This is a genomic window from Flavitalea antarctica, assembly GCF_054461535.1.
Genome location: NZ_JBTLQG010000005.1, coordinates 100569 through 118539 on the forward strand (window position 1 = coordinate 100569; position 17971 = coordinate 118539).

General features: G+C 43.4%; 16 protein-coding genes. 10 read left to right on the forward strand and 6 right to left on the reverse strand.

Annotated features, from left to right (window positions below; all coding sequences use genetic code 11):
- Positions 1 to 14 precede the first annotated feature (14 nt).
- The 4 genes from ACX0G7_RS07370 to ACX0G7_RS07385 all read right to left on the reverse strand — a co-directional run bounded on the left by ACX0G7_RS07370 (position 15) and on the right by ACX0G7_RS07385 (position 6569).
- On the reverse strand, positions 15 to 1577 hold the full coding sequence (locus tag ACX0G7_RS07370) for a peptide ligase PGM1-related protein (RefSeq protein ID WP_458922795.1): 1563 nt from the start codon (positions 1575 to 1577) through the stop codon (positions 15 to 17).
- Positions 1578 to 1600: 23 nt separating this feature from the next.
- Complete coding sequence (locus ACX0G7_RS07375; RefSeq protein WP_458922796.1) at positions 1601 to 2839, reverse strand: sialidase family protein; 1239 nt, start codon at positions 2837 to 2839, stop codon at positions 1601 to 1603.
- Positions 2836 to 5382, reverse strand: coding sequence for a TonB-dependent receptor (locus ACX0G7_RS07380; RefSeq protein ID WP_458922797.1), 2547 nt, complete (start codon positions 5380 to 5382; stop codon positions 2836 to 2838). The genes ACX0G7_RS07375 and ACX0G7_RS07380 overlap by 4 nt, the downstream gene beginning before the upstream one ends.
- A 176-nt stretch (positions 5383 to 5558) precedes the next feature.
- A complete protein-coding gene (locus tag ACX0G7_RS07385; protein ID WP_458922798.1) occupies positions 5559 to 6569 on the reverse strand; it encodes a methyltransferase in 1011 nt (336 codons plus the stop codon).
- A 190-nt stretch (positions 6570 to 6759) separates the two neighbouring features.
- Between ACX0G7_RS07385 and ACX0G7_RS07390 the strand changes: the two genes are divergently transcribed.
- The 5 genes from ACX0G7_RS07390 to ACX0G7_RS07410 all read left to right on the forward strand — a co-directional run bounded on the left by ACX0G7_RS07390 (position 6760) and on the right by ACX0G7_RS07410 (position 9340).
- Positions 6760 to 7083 carry an ArsR/SmtB family transcription factor gene (locus tag ACX0G7_RS07390; RefSeq protein ID WP_458922799.1) on the forward strand — a complete coding sequence of 108 codons (324 nt, stop codon included), beginning with the start codon at positions 6760 to 6762 and terminating at the stop codon, positions 7081 to 7083.
- Between the two features lie 6 nt (positions 7084 to 7089).
- The gene (locus ACX0G7_RS07395) at positions 7090 to 7566 is read left to right on the forward strand and encodes an SRPBCC domain-containing protein (RefSeq protein ID WP_458922800.1); all 477 of its coding nucleotides are present in this window, start codon (positions 7090 to 7092) and stop codon (positions 7564 to 7566) included.
- A 16-nt stretch (positions 7567 to 7582) separates the two neighbouring features.
- Complete coding sequence (locus ACX0G7_RS07400; protein ID WP_458922801.1) at positions 7583 to 7975, forward strand: DoxX family protein; 393 nt, start codon at positions 7583 to 7585, stop codon at positions 7973 to 7975.
- Positions 7976 to 8079: 104 nt separating this feature from the next.
- Positions 8080 to 8658 carry a YdeI/OmpD-associated family protein gene (locus ACX0G7_RS07405; protein ID WP_458922802.1) on the forward strand — a complete coding sequence of 193 codons (579 nt, stop codon included), beginning with the start codon at positions 8080 to 8082 and terminating at the stop codon, positions 8656 to 8658.
- Positions 8659 to 8764: 106 nt separating this feature from the next.
- A complete protein-coding gene (locus tag ACX0G7_RS07410) occupies positions 8765 to 9340 on the forward strand; it encodes a DUF4256 domain-containing protein (protein WP_458922803.1) in 576 nt (191 codons plus the stop codon).
- A 50-nt stretch (positions 9341 to 9390) separates the two neighbouring features.
- Here the strand turns inward: ACX0G7_RS07410 and ACX0G7_RS07415 are convergent, their stop codons facing one another.
- Positions 9391 to 10686 carry a serine hydrolase domain-containing protein gene (locus ACX0G7_RS07415; RefSeq protein ID WP_458922804.1) on the reverse strand — a complete coding sequence of 432 codons (1296 nt, stop codon included), beginning with the start codon at positions 10684 to 10686 and terminating at the stop codon, positions 9391 to 9393.
- A gap of 81 nt (positions 10687 to 10767) precedes the next feature.
- Positions 10768 to 11217 carry an SRPBCC family protein gene (locus ACX0G7_RS07420; RefSeq protein ID WP_458922805.1) on the reverse strand — a complete coding sequence of 150 codons (450 nt, stop codon included), beginning with the start codon at positions 11215 to 11217 and terminating at the stop codon, positions 10768 to 10770.
- Positions 11218 to 11521: 304 nt separating this feature from the next.
- Here ACX0G7_RS07420 and ACX0G7_RS07425 point away from each other — a divergent pair, with 304 nt between their 5' ends.
- The 5 genes from ACX0G7_RS07425 (at position 11522) to ACX0G7_RS07445 (ending at position 17952) form a co-directional block, all read left to right on the forward strand.
- Positions 11522 to 12967 carry a GntP family permease gene (locus ACX0G7_RS07425; RefSeq protein WP_458922806.1) on the forward strand — a complete coding sequence of 482 codons (1446 nt, stop codon included), beginning with the start codon at positions 11522 to 11524 and terminating at the stop codon, positions 12965 to 12967.
- Positions 12968 to 13003: 36 nt separating this feature from the next.
- A complete protein-coding gene (garD, locus tag ACX0G7_RS07430; RefSeq protein ID WP_458922807.1) occupies positions 13004 to 14530 on the forward strand; it encodes a galactarate dehydratase in 1527 nt (508 codons plus the stop codon).
- Positions 14531 to 14703: 173 nt separating this feature from the next.
- Positions 14704 to 16005, forward strand: a complete 1302-nt coding sequence (locus tag ACX0G7_RS07435) for an enolase C-terminal domain-like protein (RefSeq protein ID WP_458922808.1) — start codon at positions 14704 to 14706, stop codon at positions 16003 to 16005.
- A 232-nt stretch (positions 16006 to 16237) separates the two neighbouring features.
- A complete protein-coding gene (kdgD, locus tag ACX0G7_RS07440) occupies positions 16238 to 17140 on the forward strand; it encodes a 5-dehydro-4-deoxyglucarate dehydratase (protein WP_458922809.1) in 903 nt (300 codons plus the stop codon).
- Between the two features lie 428 nt (positions 17141 to 17568).
- On the forward strand, positions 17569 to 17952 hold the full coding sequence (locus ACX0G7_RS07445; RefSeq protein WP_458922810.1) for a group I truncated hemoglobin: 384 nt from the start codon (positions 17569 to 17571) through the stop codon (positions 17950 to 17952).
- The last annotated feature ends 19 nt before the right edge of the window (positions 17953 to 17971 follow it).

A 17971-nucleotide genomic window follows, 5' to 3' on the forward strand; every position in this document is an offset into this window, starting at 1 on the left:
AAAGTAAACTGGCCTTATTTGCATTCGTTGTCCAACACTTCAATGATTTTTGTATAAAATTCTCTTGCCCTTTCAGGAGTGCTTCCAACACAAACCACTCCGAGTTTTCCATACTGCGATAAGGCACCTATCAGGTGGAACATTACGCCTTCCTGTACTGTGCCGTCAAAATGTAAATCGTTCATCATCGCAATGTCAATGAGATCATGAGGCGTCAGTCCGATGTATTTATCACTTTTCAGGTTATCTGAAGTAAAATAATACCTGACAAGATTTCCTTTGGAGATATAGTATTTCCCATCATCCGGATTGTATGTACCGTTCGTTAAAAACTGTAACATCAGGAATGGGTGTGTGGTACCTCCCTTCCGGAGATTTATTTCAATGGCATAATGTTTCCAGCCAGCGTCTTCCTGCACAGAAATAAAATCAACAGCAAATCTTCCAAGCACGCCTTTTTCTCTGAGCGCATCTGAAACATATTTTCCCATTCGGCCAATCTCTACCGCATAACTTTCTGAGGCAGGAAACTGTGCGCCGACATAAACCTGCCCGCTCTCGCCTCCTAATTCCTGGTCATGGGTTGAAAGTACTTCGCTTATGCCCGTTGGTGTGATCCGGCATTGTACAGAAGGCGACTCTTTTCTTTCACCATCAATAAAAGCTTCAACGATGCCACCCATCTGTCTGAACTTAGCAATAAACACCTCATAGGTTAAATCGGCCGCTACGATTTTCAGTCTTTGCCGGATATTCGTATTTATCCATTCAATTACATCATTAGCCGTTTCTATACCTGCGTAAGAAAAAATAGCGTTACCCTCACCTGAAAATCCATCGTTGACTTTTACGACTGCTTTTCGTACCAGGGGATGTTGTAGTTTCAATTGAATTAATGAATCGATGATATCTTTTTCGGACCTGAGATCTTCAAAGCCCGGCGGTATCAACAGTCCACATTCCCGGAAGATTTTCCTGCTATTACTTTTGTTTCCCAGGTCCGCCAGGTCAGGATCACAGCCGAAGATCGGGATTTGTAACCGGGTCGCTAATGTCCTCTCATACGCAGTAACGTTGAAGCAGGCCATATGCGTATCCTCATCGCCGGATATAAGATCGTGGATCCGTTTTAACAACCTTGGCCGGTCAAGTATTTTTCTTGTTAATGATTTTGATGATGAATCGTGGCAACTTAAAAGGGTGAGACGGCGTAATGCATGATACCCGGTCATTCCGGGAAGCATATGCAGGTAGTAATCGATGATAACAGGATCGATGGTCTGGCTTGTTACATAGATCACCTTTGTCCGCGGCATCCGTAATAGCATCAGGAGGCAAAGCATTCTTTCTTCGTAATGATTAATGCCACTGACCTTAGACAGGATTTCTTCATCCATCGTGAGCGAAGGAATCACTACTACCGTTTTGGGTGCGAGCTTGTCCGGGAACACATGTTCAAATTGCCGGCCCAGTTTTGCCTGCAATTTCTGGAACATCATTATTTCAGTAGCAGATCCGGGTTCCGGGTAGCCTGCGGCATCGTTTTCATCAACGGATTGATTCCTGGTTTGCAACATGGGATTGTCAATTGGAACATAATTTACAAATTTTTTACGGGAACAAGTTGAAAGTAAACATAGTTCTGACCATCTTTCATTTTGGAATAGGCAACCATTGCATTTGCTCCATCTACGGCTGAGATTACCGGGTAGCTTGCCGACGCCTCATCCGTTGTAATAAACTTCTTGTTGCTTTGGCCCCCGACGGTCCTTGTGTGGATGCCAATTTTTTTAACTGACTTGTTACCGCGATCTACTACCTCATCCCAGGCTATAACAGTAAGACCGTCTTCGAAACTGGTTATCTGTGGATGTGATCCGCGTTCGCTGATCTGACTTCGCGGCGAGTAGTGTTGTCCGTTAGCATCTGAGCTTGCAAAATAAGCACCTTTATTTTTTCCACCTGTAAACCAGGCAAACTGCAGCCCATGTTTATTTTCTGTCATCGAGGGGCCGGTATGCGGGCATCCGTTTATTACCCAGTTATCATCACTGATACGTTTAGGTATTGAGAAGGTCTTTCCCCCATCAACAGACACAGCATGAACCATATCCCTTATACTATCATTGAGAATCCCCCGGTACAACGCATGAATGTTTCCCTTGCTGTCTACAAACAGATCAGTACGGCAGCACTGGCAGCAGGATTCGGCAATTCTCCTTTCACCGGAAAATCCGTTTTTACCATCTGTGCTTGCAAAAAATAACGCGGATCCTCCCCTGCCATTTGTTTTCCTGTTATCCAGCCAGATGATTCCCACCTCGCCATTTTTCAGCAGTGCGACATCATAATATCGTTGATCATCTGCCGATGAATCAGGAACCAGTCGTTTTGCTTCTCTGCACCAGGTATTGCCACCATCAAATGATTGAGTATACGACACCATACCGGCGTGCTTATTTTTTGTACTCGTACTTTTTGTACCCCAGAGTGCTATTACTTCACCCGATCTCTTGAAAATGATCTTTGGTAAATTTTCACCATGCGGCTGAATGTTTTCACTGCCTGGAATAATGATCGGTTGCCCGAAGTTTTTTCCATCGGTAGCAACAGCATAACAAAAGACAGCTGAAGAATCATTGAGCATCCTTACCCACGAAAGGACCGGGTTTCCATTATTATCTTTTGTGAGGTAGGGACACTGCCCCGGAAAACTATCTGCCATCGCTTCCTGTATCGATGCCTGCTCCAATGACTTTACATCGTTCTTGCAGGAAGCAACAACACGAATTATAAACACCGATGCCAATAAAGATATTATAACTGGTACACGATTCATTTGTCAAGGGTTTTAAAAAGGCTGCCGAATTCATAAGACAAGCCAATGTTGAAGTTGCGTGGATCGGCAAGTTGATAACTATAGCCGAAGGAACTTTTCGTGGTTATATTGGAGTAATAGTTATTAGTAGCATTAAGTACATTTATCCAGACTTCCAATCCTTTAAACTGGTAACATGTACGGAGATGTAAAACATTATATCCTTTGTATTTCGCAGTATTCATGGGATCGACATAATAACTGCCGACATGTTGCAGCTCTGCACCAATTCTCAGCCCTTTCAGAAAACCGGGCTTATACCACATCTCTGAATTGTATATCCAGTTTGGCGCATTATTCATCTGGTTGCCATTGTATTTTGCTCCCTTTTCAACGAACTCTACAAAGCGGTGTTCACTGTATGCTCCGCTGACGCGGAATGATATTTCTTTTGTCGGAGTTGCCATCAACCCAAACTCTACTCCCTTATGCGAAGTTTCTCCTGCATTTTGATTGGCAAATGAACCATCAGCGAGCCTGACTGAAACAATTTCGTTTGTTCCTTTCAGCTGATAAATACTCAGGTCTGCACTCAAAAAATTTTTTACCAGTTCAGCCCATCCTCCTGCCTCATAATTATAGAAGACCGAAGGCTTTATGTCCGGAACCTTTACTCCCGTATACAATTCTGAAACCTGGGGCGGAACAAATCCTTCACTGTAGTTTACATAGATACCACTACGTTCCGAAAAATTATAGGTAAACCCTATTTTAGGACTGAGGCGACGGAAATCATTCACCATGTCGGGCGATCCGCTAAAGGCAGAAGGAGGAAGATGATTGTCAAAATCGTAATGAAACATATCATATCTCAAAGACGCCACAATCCTCAGTTTTTCAACCGGGCTGAATTCAAAATTCGCAAAAGCCGCATAGTTGTTTAGCCTGGTAGAATAATTGGTCAGTGTGCTATCCGTGTTTTCATAGCCTATATACTTTTTTGTTGTGGTATCTTTTTTTATCCTGATGTAGTGTGCATTAAAAGTTGAGGGGCTGAGATCAATGTTCACTCCACCACTGAAGGCCGCATTCTTCCATCTGAGCTGCTGTTTATGCTGCGCAATAAATGCATAGCTCCTGAAGCTGCTTTCATTGATCTCGCCGTGAGCAAGGTTCTTTTTACCAACAAAAATATTTCCTTGTTTTCTGTAGTCATCTTTCACCCGGTATGCAGGATTCTGTCCAATCGAATTATCCCGGTATAAAGCTGTTAAAGTTGTCCGGCTCCGGTCATTCCATTTGTGCGTCAGTGTTGAGTGATATCTTAGGGCATCTACCTTCCTGTAAGTAAAAGTCTGGAGATTTTTGAAGCTTTTGCCTGCAAACATGGCACTATCAATTCCACCCGACATATCGCTGTAATACCTGACCCAGGTGATACTATTGGAGAGGGTAGTCTTACCGGAAAAACGATAATCGACTCTTGCGGTAATTGTGCTTTTGTGAAAGTCACTATATTCAAGATAGCCATTACGTTTATCAGCATGGTAACCACTAACAACAAAACCCCATTTCCCTTTGCTCAGGCTCGTTAACATATCAGCGCGTTTGTATCCTATATCGTTACCCTGTAGTGACATCTTAAACACGGGAACCGCGGTTGGTGCAGCTGTAATTAAGTTCACTACCCCGCCGATAGCTTCACTTCCATATAATGACGACGATGGACCTTTGATCACCTCTATATTTTTCACAGCACTCATGTTCATTTCAAGTAAAGCATTGTGATTGTATAAACCGGTTGTCCGTATGGGTATTCCGTCTTCAAGATATAAAAACAGGCTTTTAGTGGTCATGGGTTGACGAATACTCATCTGGTGCTGCTCATTACCCAGGTTGACCATATTTACCCCGCTTACTTTATTGAGTACCTGGTCGAGTGTAGTTGGCTTATTATCCTGTATCGTTCTGCTACTCAATGTAGCGATCGCGACAGGAGCAGCGGAGCGCCTGACACCTTCTCCGCGGTTTGCCGAAACAACCACTTGCTTAAGCATAGACTGTGAAGCCACCAATGAAACGATATTATTATCCCCTGAAAAAACTACGGTGCGTTCTGTATAACCTATGGATGTGATTAACGCGGCTCCCGGGTGCTCACATCTTAATGCAAACTTTCCGTTATAATCAGACATCGACATATCTCCGCAACCGTCGTGCAGGCAGCGGATTGAGGCCCCCGGTATGGCCTCTTTTGTAGCCGCATCAAGGACTTTCCCGCGAAATATTCCAGGGTTGCCGTTAGATCCGGGATTTGCGAGATTTGGCTGAACAATAGCCCTATGCGCAGCAACTTCCGCATTTGCCGGATTTGACTTAATAACTTCCGAAAGTGCAGGATTTTCCTTAACAGCATCCGTCTTTTCCTGGCGAGGGCGGCTGACGCCCCCTGCGGTTTGACCTTGCAGTGTATGGCCCGGATTTGCAGGTGTTGTCTGCGAGAAGACAGATTGGGTAACAAGTAAAAGGATTGCCATGCCGGCAATGCCATGGAACTTCGACATAAACTTTAAGTTGGCGTGAAACAAAATTCAGGAGCCAAATTAAAACAGCGCATAACCTTACCATACGGGCAAAGTGACGAATTGGTTTATTTGAAGCATGGATTGATCACGCCAACGGAGGACGTCCTACTACTTTATGGGTTCACCGGGATTTAGGGAAATGGATGTTCGTGTAATCAGACGGCTACCGCTTCTACTACTGAAAGGTCATGTTGAAATGGTACGATCCGGTTTAATTTCAGGCCGGCCCTGGAAAAAATCTCCTCAAACTGCCTTTGCGTACGCTCCTTTCCACCTATGAGTAACATGGTGAGGTCAAGTAATTTGAAAGGGCTTGGTTCATTACCATCCCGGATAACCGCTTCAACCACCAGTATCTTACCACCAGCATTCATAGCTTTCCTGCAATTGGTTAAAATAGCCACTGAATCGTCATCACTCCAGTCATGCAATATGTGTCTCATGATATATGCATCACCTCCTGATACCACGGAATCGAAAAAATTACCCGGAACAAGTTGGCAACGATCACTTAAACCGTTCTCAGATATATTGTTTTTGGCACGATCAATTACTTCCGGCATATCAAACAAAATGCCCTTCACAGCAGCATTTTTTCTGAGGATTGCTGAAATCACTTCACCATTTCCACCACCGATGTCGACCACTGTACCAAAGCCCGAGAAATCATAAGCCTCTACCATGGGTTGGGTTTCGCCCCCATGGATATCTGTCATCATCCGATCAAAAAGCTTTCCTGTTTCGGGATTGTTGGTGAGATACTGAAACACCGGCACACCAAGCGCTTTGGCAAATCCACCTTCGCCTGTTTTTACAGAAAAGAATAATTCATCGTATGCTTTGTATAACATGTCACCAAATACCACCGCCATAGCTTTGATAGATTCAGGGCCGCCTTCTTTCAGTGGTTCAGCAAGCGGGGTAAGTGAATACTTTCCGGCGTCATCTATACTGAAGACCCCGACACTTGCCAAAGCACGTAACAAGCGTGAGACGGATTGTTCATGTGCGCCGGATTGAGTGGCTAGTTCGGCCGCGGTCATCGGGCCATTTGCAGCTATCATGTCAGCAAGATTTAGTTTTGCAGCGACATGAATTGCTTTGGTCATTACGAAGCCCAGGAGCATTTGATTGAGTACCATCCGGGGAGGAAAATTATTTTCCATGATAAAAAGGGTTGTTTGAGAAATGAAGAAGGGGTTAAAAATATCCTACTAAATATAACTATTTGGATGCTATTGTCCGCCGCGAATTTTAGGGAAATCGATTATAGTATACCAGGATGATCAGCAACCGTCAAAATAAATTTGCGTAGTCGAATGGCTACACATATATTTGTAGTCAAATAGCTACAAGATGAATTTGAGACGCGATGTATTCCAGGCAATAGCTGACCCTACCCGGAGATCAATTTTGTTATTGGTCGCCACACAAGCCATGACGGCAGGTGCGATAGCCTCAAACTTTGATACGGCAAGACCGACCGTTTCGAAACACCTGCAGATCCTTACAGAGTGCGAATTGCTGAAACAGGAACAGAACGGAAGGGAGATTTACTATCATATCAATGCGAAGCAAATGAAAGAAGTAGCTGACTTTATTGAACCATTCCGCAAAATGTGGGACGACAGGTTTAACAAGCTGGAAGCGGTAATGAAACAATACAAAGCAAAGAAATAGAGAGTTATGGAACGGAAAACAAAGATAGATGCCGTGGACGGCAAACAGGAACTGTTTATAACAAGGGAGTTCGATCTCCCCCTGGAATTATTATTCAGGGCATACGAAGAAGCGGAACTGGTAGAGCAGTGGATGGGAACAAAAGTATTGAAACTCGAAAATAGAAAACACGGGAGCTGGCAATATGAAACTTCGGATGCTAAGGGAAACGTTGTGCTCAGGACCAATGGGGTGATCCATGAGTTTATACCGGAACAGAAAATCATCCGCACCTTTGAAATGGAGAATACTCAATTCGACGTTCAGCTGGAGTTTCTGCAGTTTGAAAAACTCACCGAAGAAACCAGCAAACTAACCATACACATAATTTATAAATCAGTTGCGCTCAGGGACCAGATGCTTAAGTTACCATTTTCATATGGCATCAATATGGCGCATAACCGGTTACAGGTAGTGGCTGAAAAGCTTAAACAAAAGTTATGAATCAACATATACGGCCATGAAAAAAAGAAATAAGATCATCTATTGGATTGCCACCCTCTGGCTTGCATTGGGAATGGCTTCCACCGGTATAGTTCAATTATTAAAACTGAAAGAAGAAACAGGTTTTATTATCAAAATGGGCTATCCGGACTATCTGCTTCCTTTCCTGGGTGCGGCCAAGATCTTTGGTGTTGTGGCAGTCCTTATTCCCCGCTTCCCTTTGCTTAAGGAATGGGCTTATGCCGGATTCTTTTTTATGATGTTGGGTGCGCTTTATTCGCATATTGTACTGGGAGATGCGATCAACGAAATATTTCCGCCATTGCTCTTGTTGGTGCTGACGATACTGTCCTGGACGTTCAGACCGGCGGAGCGAAAAATCAGCATACCTGTTCTTTCGGTGAGTTGATGGTATGTTGGGCAATTATTTGATAGTTTTAGTTAACTGAAACGTAAACAAAAAAATGGTAACCAATTCGGGGAAAAGGCGATTGCTAACCTAACCAAAAACATATGAATCCTTCAGTCGATTTCTATTTTAACAAATCAACAGGGTGGCAGGACGAGATTGCCAAATTAAGAGACATTGTTCTTGAATGCGGGCTCAACGAAGAACTGAAATGGGGAACGCCATGTTATACCCTTGGGAAAAGCAATATTGTGTTAATTCATGTATTTAAGGAATATTGTGCACTCCTGTTTTTTAAAGGAGCCTTGCTGAGTGATCCGGATGGAATACTGATTCAACAAACAAAAAATGTCCAGGCAGCGCGGCAGATACGATTCACCAATGCACGCGGGATAGGTCGGATGAAGTCTGCAATCAAATCTTATATCTATGAAGCCATCGGGATAGAAAAGGCTGGTTTGAAGGTTGAATTAAAAAAGACGGAAGAATTCACCATGCCTGAAGAATTCAAAAAGAAGCTGAAAGAGATGCCTGCCCTCAAAGCGGCTTTCGAAGCGCTTACTCCCGGCAGGCAGCGCGCGTATAAGCTTCATTTTTCTTCTCCGAAACAAGCCAAAACAAGGGAATCAAGGATAGAAAAATATACGCCTGTAATTCTAAGCGGGAAAGGACTCAATGATTGAAAAGTTGAAAAAGGAAGCAGAATAGAAACATAAACTAAAATGATATGCCGGAAATGGCTGAATGATTGAAGAGTTGAACCTTCGAACACATATAAAATGTCACTTCATGAAAAACATTAAGAGCAACAAACAGCAGTTATCACCCTCACAAAGTGAAGAACTGATAAAGATATTAAAATCCCGTTTTGAAAAAAACACGAACCGTCACAAGGGTATTGAATGGGCTGATGTGGAAGCTAAACTCATAGCAAACCCTGGGAAACTCTGGTCCCTCGAAGAAATGGAAATAACAGGTGGCGAACCTGATGTAGTGGGTTATGACAAAAACTCCGGTGAATTTATATTTTATGATTGCGCAGCTGAAAGCCCAAAAGGCCGCAGAAGTATTTGTTATGATGGCGAAGCACTGGAAGCCAGGAAAGAAAACAAACCGAAGGACAGCGCTATGAATATGGCCGCTGAGATGGGTATTGAAATGTTGAGTGAGCAGGAGTACCGCAACCTGCAGCAGTTGGGAAATTTTGACTTAAAAACTTCAAGCTGGGTACAAACTCCTGCTGAAATAAGGAAGCTCGGGGGTGCGTTGTTTTGTGACCGCCGCTACAATCACGTTTTTTTATATCATAACGGAGCAGAATCATATTATGCCGCAAGGGCATTCCGGGGCTCATTAAGAGTGTGAGCTTCATGCTTACGCACTGGCTCGCCGGAATTCATAGAGAGTTTAATTTTTTACGCTTTTGCTCTCACTTTCCGTGTCTTTGCCATTAGTCCCACCGCAGCGATAACACTCACAGTTGTCAGGGTAAGCTTCAATAGATTGCTCTCAATGCAATCGTTGATCACTCCGAATACCTTAGCCATGAAGCCGGTGTCCGGTTTGCAGAAAGGGCTATTCGCGAGAATGGCCAGTTCCATGCCTTTAGGAAGCAAAAACACATTGCTCTGCTCAACAGCACTTCCATTTCCCCAGAAGCCCCCTTTTGCATAAATGCGACCAAGAGGAGTATCCTTCAATAAATCGATACCAAACTTCCTGTCGAGCATACGTTGTGCCCTGGCAGGTGGGATGATACTTCCGGCTCGCCGGAAGGCGGCTATCGTGTAAAGCAGATCATCGGCAGAAAGATGCCACCCCACAGCGCCGCACTTTGATGTCAAATCACCCGAATCCCAGCCCGGCAAGCTGGCGGGAATAGGATAAGCAAGGGCGTTCGGAGTCGGGTGATCGAGTGTTGAAACCACACCTGCTGGTGCAAAGATGTTCTCCGTAACATATTTTGTATAGTATGTAGTCGTGGTAAGGTCCCAGTAATTATCGTTGGTTGTTGGAAGAAGATCGAACAGGTATGAGGCATCGATGGTACTGATCAAAATCCGGCAAAGCGAATAATTTATATTAAGATAGCCCGGCATCCCGGAAATACCATGTGCAATCCGTTCTTTCATAAAGAGGTAATCGCACTCCCCCGGTGCTTTGGGAACAACAAGCCCTGAATTATGGGTTAGCAGGTTCCGGAAAGTAAGCTGGTCAACCCCAGGTCCCTTATTCCAATGCTTTGGCAAATAGGGCCAGATCCTGGCATCAGGAGATATGTTATGGTATTCGAGCACCCTGGTCATCGCTATAGCGGTGATCAACTTACTTATACTTGCGACATGCATTGGTGTACCAGGGCTCCACCAAACCCCTGTTAATCCACTATCACCGGGCAACTTTGATTTACCCCATTGCTCTTTGAATACTACTTTTCCATACCGGCGCAATTGCATGGAATAACCCACCGTACAAGGGCTTAGAAGGTCATGTAAACCACGTTGTAACTTTTCAACGTTAAGGCGATAAAACAACCCGGAAGGTGGTGGCGGAAGATCCGGTTCATGTTCCCCTTCGCCGGCTTCGTGCAGCTCAAACTGAACAACATCCCTTTCAATAGCAGGCCGGATAACATGTTGCCGGAGAGACTGCTCTGTCAGTCCAAGCTTATGAAGAATTTCGATAAGCCCTGGTTCAAGATGATCTTCCATAAATCGCCTCCTTTTATTTGCCCGGTGCCGATGATGGCATCCTAACGAATTTACAAAACATTAAGGGGACTACCGGGTAGATCAGGCATCCGGAATTTCAGGCTCCACCAGCTTTATAAGTTTGTCGAGGGACTCCTGCCACCCGAGGTAGCACATTTCTGCAGGTATCATCTCCGGGATTCCGTCCTGCGTGATTCTGATTTCGGTACCCGCTAAATTCTTGCGAAGCGATACCGTGGTGATCATCTCACCCGGTAAATTTGGATCATCAAACCTGTCGGTATATTTTAAATATTCATTGGGTCTTATTTCTACATACTCACCTCCGAATGAGTGGCTTTTACCAGTCGTAAAGTTCTGAAACGACATCTTATACGTACCGCCCTTTTTTACGTTCATTTCATGAACCGTGCAAAGAAAGCCATAGGGAGGAATCCATGAAGCTATGGCCAGTGCTTCAGTAAAGGCACGATACACCTTCTCCGGTGATGCTTTTGTTTGCCTGTGTAATGCAACATTGTTGGTAGTCATAAACTCGATTTTTATTCCTACTCGTATGGCTTTTCGGTTTCGCCCGTTTTATAGTGGTGACTGCTCCACGAACCTCACCTGATTTCAATGATCATATCAGGATCAACAAGTCAAAGATGGCGACAATCTTTTGTTTGAACCGTGGTCATATACGACAACTAAAAGGTTATTTGCGACTCTTCGCATAGCGCTTATGTTGCTGGGAGCTTAGTATTTTTTTCAAGATAAAAGTAAACAGGATTAAAAATCATTAAGTTTGATAGATCCACCGGCAATTACAAAGTAATTATTAGCTGAACTGCTTATGGAAAATCCCATTTTTATTCTTCTTGTTGGTATCCTGATAATAGTAGGTGGTATTATTGGCCTGAAGCTCCATCCGGTTTTAGCATTGCTGCTTGCGGCAGTGGTGGTGGCGGTACTCACACCCCAATCATCTGTTGAACAATTTTTTCTGTCCAAAGGCATGTCAGCTGCAGAGGCACTACAACAGTCCCGTAAAAGTATCGGGGAACGTATAGCAACTGAATTTGGTAATACCTGCGCCAAAGTCGGTATCCTCATAGCCATGGCTGCAATCATTGGCAAGGCGATGCTCGACAGCGGAGCTGCAGAAAAAATCATCCGCGCGATCCTGAAAATTACAGGAGAAAAAAAAGCGCCGGTTGGTTTTGTACTGAGCAGCTTTTTTCTCACCATTCCTGTTTTTGTAGATGCCGTTATTTTTTTGATGATGCCCCTGGCAAAAGCAATGGGATTACGGCTTGGAAAAAATTATTTGTTACTCGCCTTGTCGGTAATTGCTGGTGCAGTTATGGCAAACTCTTATGTACCGCCCTCTCCGGGGCCTTTGTTTTTGGTAGGTGCTATGAATGTACCGATTGGCCTGATGATGATTTGCGGAACGATGCTGGGATTTTGCACGATCACAGTAGGTTATTTTATTGCGGTATGGTTAAACAAGAAAATGCCCATCCCACTCCGCGACTCTCCTGATGCACGATTAGAGGACATTGCTGCTATTGCTAATAAAACAGACAAAGAGTTGCCCTCGCTTGGTTGGGCCCTGCTGCCAGCAGCATTTCCACTGGTAACGATATGTATTCATTCTGTAGTTGAATCATTTGTAAAAACTACTACGGCATTAACTGATTCAGCTGTTCTCAATAAAATATTAGCTGTCATTTTTTTCTTTGGTGACAAAAACATTGCGATGCTTATGGGTGCGATTTTTGCCCTCGTAGTGTTGACCAGGCAGAAAAAAACGACCCGGGAGAAAATGTCTGCTTTTGTTCAAACGGCTTTAATGACCGGTGGCGGGATAATCTTAATTACTGCTGCGGGTGGCGCGTTTGGTGGCATGTTGCAACACTCAGGCATTAGCCAAAGTATAGCAAGTGCCACCAAAGATTATCAAATGGCATTGATACCACTGGCTTTTCTGGTAACAGCAATTGTACGCACAGCACAAGGTTCAGCGACGGTCGCACTAATTACAGCATCGGGGATCTTAGCGGGGATGGCACAAAACGAAAATTTAGGATTTCACCCGGTTTATCTGTGTCTTGCCATCGGCAGCGGCGCAAAACTGATACCATGGATGAACGATGCAGGTTTTTGGATAATGTGCAAAACAAGCAACCTGACCGAAAAAGAAGCTCTGAAAACCATCGCCCCGATGCAGTCTTTGATGGGCATAACAGGCTTAATTCTGACGATGATAGCAGCAAAAATTTTCCCAATGATATGAGCGGATTTCAGGCAATAAATATTTATCAATTACTGTATGGATAATATCGTCATACAAACCACTTCGCAGGACAATGTAGGAATAGTAGCCAACGCTTCCGGACTGAAAAAGGACACCCTTGTTTCCGGTGATATCGTTTTGCAGGAAGATATACCCATGGGACATAAAGTGGCTTTACAATCCTTTGAGAAAGATGATCCGGTTATCCGCTACGGGCAGATCATTGGCTATGCGAACAATTTTATTGCAAAGGGAAGCTGGATCAATGAAACTAATATCAATTTGCCATTACCACCGGATCTGAGCGAGATTCCTTACGCTGCGAAACCCATACCAGCCATCGAGCCATTAAATGGCTTTACTTTCCAGGGTTATAAAAATGCTGATGGCACTGCAGGAACAAAAAATGTTTTGGGCATTACAACAAGTGTGCAATGCGTGGCAGGTATCACTGATTTTGTTTGTCAGAAAATAAAAACAGAATTGCTGCCGCTATATCCGAATGTTGATGATGTAGTCGCTTTTAATCACAGTTATGGATGTGGCATTGCAATAGACGCACCAGGTGCAATTGTTCCGATTCGTACGATTCAGCATATCGCCCAGAATCCAAATTTTGGCGGGGAGATTATGATCATTGGCCTTGGCTGTGAGAAATTGCGCCCTGAACGATTATTACCTATCGGGAAAAGCGCCGATGACCATTCCATCCTCTATTTGCAGGACGAATCATTTGAGGGTTTTGGAGATATGGTAGATGGAATAATGAAGATGGCTGAAATGCATTTACAAAAACTCAATCAGCGAAAACGTACCACCTGTCCGGCATCAGACCTCAGTGTTGGTATGCAATGTGGTGGAAGCGATGCTTTTTCGGGCTTAACCGGTAATCCTGCAGCTGGTTTTGCAGCTGACCTGATTGTGAGAGCCGGGGGTACTGTATTTTTTTCAGAGGGTACCGAGGTCCGTGATGCCATTCACCTATTGGTACCAAGAGCCATTAACGAAAAGGTTGCGGATGCATTAAAAAAAGAAATGGCCTGGTATGATAATTATTTACAAAGAGGAAGTGCAGACCGCAGTGCGAATACAACTCCCGGTAACAAAGGTGGAGGCTTAAGTAATATTGTTGAGAAATCTTTAGGGTCTGTTGTTAAATCCGGAACAAGTCCCATTGTAGATGTGATTTCACCAGGCGAAAAAATCCAGAAAAAGGGTTTGAACTTTGTCGCTACCCCGGCCAGTGATTTTGTATGTGGCACATTACAATTAGCCGCCGGGATGAATGTCCATGTTTTTATTACAGGCAGAGGAACGCCCTACGGGTTAAACATGGTACCGGTAATAAAGGTAAGTTCAAATTCAAAGCTCAGCAACCGCTGGCACGATCTCATCGATTTTGATGCAGGGCCTATTGCTTTCGGACAAAAAACGATTGAAGAAATGGGCTGGGAATTATTTCATCTTATCCTTGAAGTAGCCAGTGGTACTAAAAAAGTAGCGACGGACAAATTAGGGATCTATAATGACCTGGTATTATTTAACCCGGGGCCACTGACCTGAGGTATTTATGTATTTTAATTGCCGTATGATGAATATTTAAGCAGAATCTTCAATGATAACAAATGTAAGAGCAATGAAAGAACCGGATAAGTAATGACAGAAAGGATCAGCAATGAAAGAACCGGATATCCTATCATAGTAATGTATCAGCAATTACAAAAACCGAATAAGCAATGAACAGACCAGGACCAAAAATTAAAGAGTTTCATATAACGCCGATTGCCGTCATTGACCCACCTTTGCTCAATGCTGCGGGACTTCACGCACCTTATGCACTGCGCACAGTAGTAGAATTGGTAACAGAAGATAACATAAGCGGTATCAGTGAGATCCCCGGAAATATCGCAATTGACAAGGCACTGGAAAAAAGCAGGGCCTTCATTATTGGCAAGGATCCATTTCAGTTGAACCAGATCCGCGACACACTGGTTGCTCATTTTGGGATAGATAAGACTTCTGAAAGAGGCGATGCTCCCTGGGACCAGCGGACATTGGTGCATATCTTCAGTGCCATTGAAGTAGCCTGCCTTGACATCATCGGTAAAATTGTCAACAGGCCGGTGGTTGACTTGTTAGGTGGGATGCGACGTGAAAGTGTTCCATTCTCAGCCTACCTGTTCTATAAATATGAAGGAGCAGGCGGTGAATTAGGTTTTGGTACTGATCCTGGTGCAACCGGCTGGGACAGCGCCCGACAGGCAAATGCATTAAATCCCGGAGAAATAGTCGCACAGGCTAAGGCAATGTGTAAAGAATTTGGATTTAAGTCTATCAAGTTAAAAGGCGGGGTATTCGAGCCGCGTCAGGAAGTTGATGCAGTGCTTGCCCTTCGTGATGAATTTGGAAGCAGTGTACCTATCCGTATCGATCCTAATGCACTCTGGAAAGTGGAAACGGCTATAGAATACGGTAAAGAAATGGAAGGCGTGATTGAGTACTTAGAGGATCCTGTCCGTGGGCAGGAAAACATGGCAATAGTCAGGAAATCCTTAAAGACACCACTGGCAACAAATATGTGTACTACGTCATTTGAAGACATTCCACGAAGTATTCAACTGGGTTCAGAAGATATAATCTTAAGTGATCATCATTTTTGGGGAGGGCTGCACGCATCTATGACCCTGGCTGGTATATGTCAGACTTTCGGCCGGGACTTATCCATGCACTCAAATTCGCATTTGGGCATTTCCCTCGCAGCTATGGTACACCTGGGAGCAGCAATACCGAATTTTAAATATGCATTGGATACTCATTACCCCTGGCAGTCAGATGAAATCATTATTGGTGGGCGACTCAGATTTGAAGATGGTCAGGTGGCGGTACCGGCCGGTGCCGGCTTGGGTGTTGAGTTGGATAGGCAAGCATTGGCAAAGCTCCATCAAAACTATCTGGATTGTGGCTTAACCAAACGCAATGATGAGATAGAAATGCAAAAAGTACAACCTGGCTGGACATTCAAAGCAACAAGGTGGTAGTTGAATTCAGCATAAAGAATACTTCTTAACAACCAAAATATTTACAACAATAAAGAAGGTTTGAAACACCTAAGTTTTGTCAACTGTTAAGAATATCTGAAACAATTAAGAAAATCTGAAATAGTTAAGAATATTTTCTTACCCAAGAATATTTTGCAACAGCAACGAACATTTCAATGAGTTAAAATATATCTCAACAGCTAACAATCACTTCCCTTCCAAAATTTAGATTATGGAATTATCAAAAATAAAATCATCGCTTGAAGACGGCCTTCTTTCTTTTCCAATTACGGACTTTGATGAAAAAGGAGCATTCAATCCGGATTCTTATACCGAAAGGATTGAATGGTTTGTAAGTCATAATGTTTCTTCTGTTTTTGTAGCGGGAGGAACCGGAGAATTTTTTTCGCTATCCGCGAATGAATACGAACAAATAATAACCATTGCCGTGAAAACAGTAGCCGGGCGGGTGCCGGTTATTTCCAGCCTTGGAAGAAGTATTCCCGAAGCAATAGATTTTGCAAAAATGGCTGAAAGGGCTGGAATAGATGGGTTATTGCTTTTTCCGCCATACCTCACCGAATGTCCGCAGGATGGAGTGTATGAGTATGCTAAAACCATAATTCAGAATACCTCACTTCCTGTAATTTATTATAATCGCGGTAACGGCGTTTTATCAGCAGACTATATTAAGAAACTAGCCGATGCCTGCCCTAATTTGATTGGACTAAAGGACGGCACAGGCAATATGCAGGACCTTAACGATACTATCAAAACAGTTGGCAAACGGCTCTCTTATATTGGTGGTGTACCCACTGCAGAAATAATCGCAGAGGCATATTTAGCTATCGGTGTAAATACCTATTCTTCAGCTGCATTTAATTTTGTTCCGGAATTAGCCAATCATTTTTATAAAAGTCTTAGGGCAGGAGATGCTGCAACAGTAGCAAGGATAACACAACAGTTTTATATCCCGCTGGTAAGATTGCGGAACAAAAAAAATGGGTACGCAGTTAGTTTAATTAAAGCGGGCGCAAAAATTATCGGTCGTAGTGGTGGCGATGTTCGTCCACCCTTATCTATGCCAACGGAAGCAGAACTAAAAGAATTGGAAAAGATTATTTCGGCAGAATAAATAGCCCCTGAACTAACAAATAATGTCCGAATCGCCTCCTGTCGTTTTCCTGCTGGGTTGCGTCTCGTCTGTCAATGTATACTTACTACCGATATACAATGTCCAAAGTGATTGTCAGTACACTTCATTAAAGAACCTTCAGTTTATTGAAATAAAATAAGTTTGCAAATTCTACTGTACTACACGCAACTATTTCTGGGCGTTGTTCTATTCCAATGCGTCTCTGTTCAGTAAAAGAATCCACATGAAATGAAAATTACTGTAACAGGATTATACAATTTGCGAGGTTCACCCGAATCGTATCTCCATTCGTGCGGATGGCTGCCTCATAATTCAAGACAATTTATTTGAGTTGAAGGAAAAAATTTTCTATCTAAGCTTGTAACTTTGTAGTGATTTGAAAAGGTAATCACCTAAACTTATTGGTAATGGAGAACAAGACAACAACCATCGAAAAAAAATCTCTTTATGAAAGATTAGGCGGAGAATCTGGGGTGAAGAATATTGTCAATGATGTGCTGGACAAAAATCGAAGTAATCCCCTCATAGGTCACCATTTTCAGGAGACTGATATGGCCAGGCTTAAGCAATTGGTATTTGAATTCTTTTCCATGGGAACGGGAGGGCCACATCAGTACACTGGCCGGGATATGCGCACGTCACATGCCGGGCTTAACATAACAGAAGAAGATTTCCTAAGTGCCAATGAAGATACTTTACAGGCTTTGGAAGAAAACGGAATTGGAGAGGCGGAAAAAAATGAAGTTATCGCTATTCTTAATTCCATGAAGGGAGACGTTGTCAGGAAGTAATCTTGTCTAAATACAGTTT

What these genes read in the sequence shown, in the direction of transcription:
- ACX0G7_RS07380 (WP_458922797.1), bottom strand. Translation starts at nt 5,382, where the DNA reads ATGTCGAAGTTCCATGGCATTGCCGGCATGGCAATCCTTTTACTTGTT.
- ACX0G7_RS07370 (WP_458922795.1), bottom strand. Translation starts at nt 1,577, where the DNA reads ATGTTGCAAACCAGGAATCAATCCGTTGATGAAAACGATGCCGCAGGC.
- ACX0G7_RS07425 (WP_458922806.1), top strand. Translation starts at nt 11,522, where the DNA reads ATGGAAAATCCCATTTTTATTCTTCTTGTTGGTATCCTGATAATAGTA.
- ACX0G7_RS07405 (WP_458922802.1), top strand. Translation starts at nt 8,080, where the DNA reads ATGAATCCTTCAGTCGATTTCTATTTTAACAAATCAACAGGGTGGCAG.
- kdgD (WP_458922809.1), top strand. Translation starts at nt 16,238, where the DNA reads ATGGAATTATCAAAAATAAAATCATCGCTTGAAGACGGCCTTCTTTCT.
- ACX0G7_RS07435 (WP_458922808.1), top strand. Translation starts at nt 14,704, where the DNA reads ATGAACAGACCAGGACCAAAAATTAAAGAGTTTCATATAACGCCGATT.
- ACX0G7_RS07390 (WP_458922799.1), top strand. Translation starts at nt 6,760, where the DNA reads ATGAATTTGAGACGCGATGTATTCCAGGCAATAGCTGACCCTACCCGG.
- ACX0G7_RS07385 (WP_458922798.1), bottom strand. Translation starts at nt 6,569, where the DNA reads ATGGAAAATAATTTTCCTCCCCGGATGGTACTCAATCAAATGCTCCTG.
- garD (WP_458922807.1), top strand. Translation starts at nt 13,004, where the DNA reads ATGGATAATATCGTCATACAAACCACTTCGCAGGACAATGTAGGAATA.
- ACX0G7_RS07410 (WP_458922803.1), top strand. Translation starts at nt 8,765, where the DNA reads ATGAAAAACATTAAGAGCAACAAACAGCAGTTATCACCCTCACAAAGT.
- ACX0G7_RS07445 (WP_458922810.1), top strand. Translation starts at nt 17,569, where the DNA reads ATGGAGAACAAGACAACAACCATCGAAAAAAAATCTCTTTATGAAAGA.
- ACX0G7_RS07415 (WP_458922804.1), bottom strand. Translation starts at nt 10,686, where the DNA reads ATGGAAGATCATCTTGAACCAGGGCTTATCGAAATTCTTCATAAGCTT.
- ACX0G7_RS07375 (WP_458922796.1), bottom strand. Translation starts at nt 2,839, where the DNA reads ATGAATCGTGTACCAGTTATAATATCTTTATTGGCATCGGTGTTTATA.
- ACX0G7_RS07420 (WP_458922805.1), bottom strand. Translation starts at nt 11,217, where the DNA reads ATGACTACCAACAATGTTGCATTACACAGGCAAACAAAAGCATCACCG.
- ACX0G7_RS07395 (WP_458922800.1), top strand. Translation starts at nt 7,090, where the DNA reads ATGGAACGGAAAACAAAGATAGATGCCGTGGACGGCAAACAGGAACTG.
- ACX0G7_RS07400 (WP_458922801.1), top strand. Translation starts at nt 7,583, where the DNA reads ATGAAAAAAAGAAATAAGATCATCTATTGGATTGCCACCCTCTGGCTT.